The sequence below is a fragment of the Planktothrix sp. FACHB-1355 genome (genome assembly GCF_014748295.1).
GTDB classification, from domain to species: domain Bacteria; phylum Cyanobacteriota; class Cyanobacteriia; order Cyanobacteriales; family Aerosakkonemataceae; genus Aerosakkonema; species Aerosakkonema funiforme_A.
Window position 1 is genome coordinate 1 of the sequence record NZ_JACJUP010000364.1, and the last position, 5,551, is coordinate 5,551.

Below are 5,551 nucleotides of genomic sequence, written 5' to 3' on the forward strand. Positions count from 1 at the left end.
GCGGAAAATTATCTTGTCCCCTTCCTTGTCGGTCTCAACCAACTACTGAAGACTGCAAGAGTTGGGGTTGGGGGTGAAATAACCCGCTCTTTAACCTCAGACGATCCCAGACAGGGCTTGGAATCTGTCGTTGCAGCCCCGGTATGATTTGAAAAATTGCAGCAGTTATCGTCAAACAAAAAATAGGCATGAAAGTTACCCAGGAAAAGCTTCCCCAGAGCCAGATTGGCTTGGAAATAGAAATTTCGCCCGAAATGTCCAAAAAGGCTTACGAGCAAGTTTTTCAAGACCTTGCCCGCTCGGCCAACATCCCTGGGTTTCGCAAAGGCAAGGTTCCTCGCCACATCTTGGTACAGCGCTTTGGCTCGACGCGACTAAAAGCAGCGGCTTTGGAAGAACTAATTCGGGATGGAGTTAAAGAAGCAATTAAACAAGAGTCGATCGAAGCTATTGGCAACTACCAGCTGCGTTCTGACTTCGATCGATTGGTGAATCAGTTTGAACCTGGAAAAGCGCTGACTTTCTCAGCGACAGTCGATGTACCGCCAGTGGTAAACCTAAAAGAGTACACTGGTCTACAACTAAAGGCAGAAGAAGTCAAGTACGATCCCAGCTCGGTAGACAAGTTTTTAGAAGAGCGTCGTAAAGAACACGCCACGTTAGTGCCAGTATCGGGACGTCCGGCACAATGGGGAGATACAGCGGTAGTTGATTTTAAAGGTCGGCTGACTGGCGCTGGTGAGGGTGAAGGTGAAGCAGGTGGGGAAATTCCCGGTGGAGAAGCCCAAGATTTTCAGGTAGAGTTAGCCGAAGGCCGCTTTATTAAAGGTTTCGTTGATGGCATAGTTGGACTGAATGTGGGAGAAACAAAAGAAATTTCCGTCCAATTCCCCGCAGACTATCCGCAAAAAGATTTGGCCGATAAGCCGGCGATGTTTGAGGTGACGCTGAAAGACCTGAAAGAAAAAGAGCTACCCGAACTCAACGATGACTTTGCCGATGAAGTGAGCGAGTTCCAAACATTAGAAGAATTGCGCTCCCACTTGGAATCGAGGTTTCAGGAGCAAGCGGAAAGCAAAACTAAAGCTAATAAGCAGGAAGTGCTGCTGAACGAACTGCTCAAGCAGGTGGAAGTCGATCTGCCACAAACGCTGATAGAGGAAGAAATTAATGAATTGGTGACGCAAACCGCAATGCGGCTGAGTAACCAGGGCATTGATATCAAGAGGCTGTTTACTCAGGAAATGATACCGCAGTTGCGAGAACGATCGCGCCCGGAAGCGATCGATCGGATCAAGCGCACTCTAGCACTGCGAGAAATAGGCAAACGGGAATCGATCGAAGTAGAATCGGCAGCCGTAAAAGCGCGGATGCAAGAACTGCTGGAAGAATACGGTGATGGTAAAGATATAGATCCGCAAAGATTGCAAGAATTTGTTGAAAACGAGCTGCTAACAGAAAAAATCGTCGCTTGGCTGGAAGAACATAGCACGATCGAACTGGTTCCAGAAGGTTCTCTGAGCCCCGCTACTGAAGAAAAGCAATTGGAAACAGAAGCTAACGCAGATGTCGAGGTGGCTGCTGAGGTAGAAACCAGCACAACCGATGCCTCAACACCTGCGGCAGCGGAAATACTGCCAACTCAAGGCGAACAGCTAGAAGCATAAGCCGCCAGCAAAGCTTCCACCGAGCTGCCGAGATCGAAAGAAATGCCGAGTATAGACGCGCTCTGTCGCGTTTATACTGTGGCAAAACTAAAAATGGCTTGTACGGCAGTACCGCCCAAGTAACAGCCAAGATAGAATTTCACTTTTAATTTGGTGTCGCTTCCCATATATAAGGATGTCGAGATCGCGATCGGCCAAGAGTAGTATTTATACCACGTCAAAAGGAAAATCGCATTCCTTCGATCTCGGCCATACAAAAAGTGAGACTTCCCCGGTAGAGATAGCCAAACACAGTGGATCTTGGCTATAACAAATATAGTTGTCGTTGCGATCGTTTTACATTTTCAGTTCACAGCACGAGTACCAACAGGCACAAGTTTAATAAGGTTTTATGCTCATATCTCAATCCCCTGACCTCTCCCCAATCAGTTGGCGCTACTCGCCAGTATACGGCTCATACCGCACCGAGGCAGTCGTACCTATGGTCGTCGAACAGTCTGGTATGGGAGAACGGGCTTTTGACATTTACTCGCGCCTGTTGCGGGAACGCATAGTGTTTTTGGGAACGCCAATTGACGATGAAGTTTCCGACTCCATTGTGGCCCAGTTGCTGTTCCTAGACGCAGAAGATCCCGAAAAAGACATCCAACTGTACATCAACTCCCCAGGAGGATCGGTGACAGCAGGGATGGCGATTTATGACACCATTCAACAAATTCGCCCTAATGTTGTCACCATCTGTTATGGACTGGCTGCCAGTATGGGAGCGTTTTTGTTGGCGGCGGGAACTCGCGGTAAGCGGATGTCTCTAGCCAACTCCCGGATCATGATTCACCAGCCACTAGGCGGTGCCCAAGGTCAGGCGGTTGACATCGAAATTCAAGCCAAGGAAATTCTCTACCACAAACGTAAGCTGAATGAATTACTGGCTTATCATACCGGTCAACCCCTGGAAAAGCTGGAAATCGATACTGACCGCGACTTCTTTATGTCAGCCGTAGAAGCTAAAGAATACGGTATTGTAGATGGGGTCATCACCAGGCAGAATCTTCCCAAATCAGGAAATTCCCTCAGTAACGATAACGGCAGCGTCTAAGCCAGCGGTCTCAAGACAGAGGATGAAATGCGATCGAGTCCGAATCGATCCACAGTCAAAGTCCTTACAGGTTGATATAGAATTTAAGTATGCCCAGGTAGAATAACCGCCAAAACCGCTAAACATTAAACACAGCGGACAGCTTGGAAAAAAAATGGCATGAGGGTGGCGAAAACCTCCGCAAAAATAGCTAGGGAATAGCTACGGAAGTCTAAAGCTTCCCACAATCACACCAGTGAACACTGAGACTCTAAAACGTATCCTGTGGCACAGGAAAACGCTAGAAAAACTATTCTAGTACGCTTGGGGAGACAAGCCCTCTGAGGTTAGCTAAATTAAGCTAGTCGATCGGTGCATTTTGTACGGTTAATTAGTTTAAGAATTGCCTGCAAAGGATAGCTAATTTTAAGGTGTGTCGATGAACCAAGAATTTCTTGAATTATATTCAGGAGATTGTCAACGCACTTCAATAAGAGGCAGCTATGTCACCCAAGTACGACTCCCATTTAAAATGTTCCTTTTGCGGCAAGTCTCAAGAGCAGGTTCGCAAATTGATTGCCGGTCCGGGAGTCTACATTTGTGATGAATGTGTAGATTTGTGTAACGAAATTTTAGATGAGGAACTGTTGGATTCCGGGCCAACATCTCCCCAACCATCACCAAGGTCAGAACCATCTCAAAAGCGGCGTAACCGATCGTCCCATCTTTCCCTGCATCAAATTCCCAAACCAAGAGAAATTAAAAAATATTTAGACGAACACGTAATCGGCCAGGACGAAGCAAAAAAAGTCCTTTCAGTAGCAGTATATAACCACTACAAACGCCTCAGCTTTCAGCAGGCGAAAAACACCGGGAAAGCAGGGCAAGAGGAAGTGGTAGAAATACAAAAATCCAATATCCTGCTCATGGGGCCGACAGGCTGCGGAAAAACACTTTTGGCCCAAACTCTCGCCAATATCCTGGATGTGCCGTTTGCAGTAGCAGATGCTACTACGCTTACGGAAGCGGGATATGTCGGCGAAGATGTGGAAAATATCCTGCTGCGACTGCTGCAAGTGGCAGACTTCGATGTGGAAGAAGCCCAGCGAGGGATCATTTATATCGATGAAATCGATAAGATTGCCCGCAAAAGCGAAAATCCCTCCATTACGCGGGATGTATCCGGCGAGGGCGTCCAGCAAGCGCTGCTGAAGATGCTCGAAGGGACAGTAGCAAACGTACCTCCCCAAGGCGGACGCAAACACCCATATCAAGACTGCATCCAAATCGACACCAGCAATATCCTATTTATCTGTGGCGGTGCTTTTGTCGGTTTGGAAAAGGTGGTGGATCAGAGAATTGGCAAAAAGTCAATGGGCTTTGTCCAAGGTGGAGAGCCGATATCGAAAGAAAAACGGACAGCGGATATTCTCAAGCAATTGGAACCGGATGACTTGGTGAAATTTGGCATGATTCCGGAGTTTATTGGCCGCATTCCGGTGATTGCGGTGGTAGATCCGCTGGATGAAGAAACTTTGACGGCGATTTTGACTCAGCCGCGCAACGCGCTGGTGAAGCAGTACCAGAAGTTGCTAAAAATGGACAACGTACAGCTCGAGTTTAAGCAGGATGCGATCCGGGCGATCGCGCAAGAAGCATATCGGCGCAAAACTGGTGCTAGGGCGCTACGCGGAATTGTAGAAGAACTGATGCTGGATGTGATGTACGAGCTGCCATCGCGCAAGGATGTTACTCGTTGTGCGATCACAAAGGAAATGGTAGAGAAGCGATCGACCGCCGAACTGCTTGTCCATCCATCCTCTTTACCTAAGCCAGAATCAGCCTAGTGGATTTTAGATTTTAGATTTTAGATTTTAGATTGGTTGTAACAGACAAGAATCTGAAATTACAATAAATAGACGATCGATGGAAAATCCAAAATCCAAAATCCAAAATCGAAAATTTAAAAATGCCATTAATTCAGGTAAGAGGCGTCGATCATTATTACGAATGGATTCGATCGCCTGCAGCAGATAAATCCAAGCCAGTCATGATTTTCCTTCACGGCTGGGCAGGTTCCGGTAGATATTGGGAAAGTACGGCAAAAGCGCTGGCAGATAATTTTGATTGTTTGCTGTACGATATGCGCGGATTTGGGCGTTCCCGTTTGCCATTACCAGAAGCTATAGCAGATGCACCTACATTAACATACGAACTAGAAGAGTTTGCCGACGACTTGGCAGAATTATTGAACGCTTTGCAGTTGGGGCGCATTTATCTCAATGCCCATTCTATGGGTGCTTCTGTCGCCACCCTATTTTTGAATCGTTACCCAGAAAAAGTAGAAAAAGCAATTTTAACTTGTAGCGGCATTTTTGAATACGACGAAAAAGCATTTGCAGCATTCCATAAATTCGGCGGCTACGTTGTAAAATTCCGCCCCCGTTGGCTGGGAAAAATTCCTTTAGCCGATATCTTCTTTATGAAGCGTTTCTTACATCGCCCCCTGCCAAGAGCGGTGAGTAAAGCATTTTTGGATGATTTTCTCTTAGCAGATTACGAAGCCGCTTTAGGGACAATTTTTACTTCGGTGAGTAAAGAAGCATCTGAGGTAATGCCGCAGGAATTTGCCAAATTATCAGTACCAACTCTTTTAGTTTCCGGTGAATACGATTTGATTATTCCGGCAGAAATGGGGCGACAAGCGGCAGCTTTAAGCGAAAAAGTGGAGTATGCTCTTATTCCCAATACTGCACATTTTCCTATGTTGGAAGATGCAGAAACTTATTTGCAGAAAGTGCAGGAGTTT

4 protein-coding genes are annotated in these 5,551 nt (G+C 46.7%); all 4 read left to right on the plus strand.

Going from position 1 to position 5,551, the window contains the following annotated elements; translation table 11 throughout:
- Positions 1-188 precede the first annotated feature (188 nt).
- On the plus strand, positions 189-1,667 hold the full coding sequence (gene tig / locus H6S82_RS15975) for a trigger factor (RefSeq protein WP_190464368.1): 1,479 nt from the start codon (positions 189-191) through the stop codon (positions 1,665-1,667).
- Between the two features lie 391 nt (positions 1,668-2,058).
- Positions 2,059-2,763: an ATP-dependent Clp endopeptidase proteolytic subunit ClpP gene (gene clpP / locus H6S82_RS15980; protein WP_190464369.1), complete on the plus strand. Its 705-nt coding sequence runs from the start codon at positions 2,059-2,061 to the stop codon at positions 2,761-2,763.
- Between the two features lie 482 nt (positions 2,764-3,245).
- A complete protein-coding gene (clpX, locus tag H6S82_RS15985) occupies positions 3,246-4,589 on the plus strand; it encodes an ATP-dependent protease ATP-binding subunit ClpX (RefSeq protein WP_190464370.1) in 1,344 nt (447 codons plus the stop codon).
- Between the two features lie 122 nt (positions 4,590-4,711).
- The coding region (locus H6S82_RS15990; RefSeq protein ID WP_191056413.1) for an alpha/beta hydrolase at positions 4,712-5,551 on the plus strand (840 nt) is incomplete at its 3' end.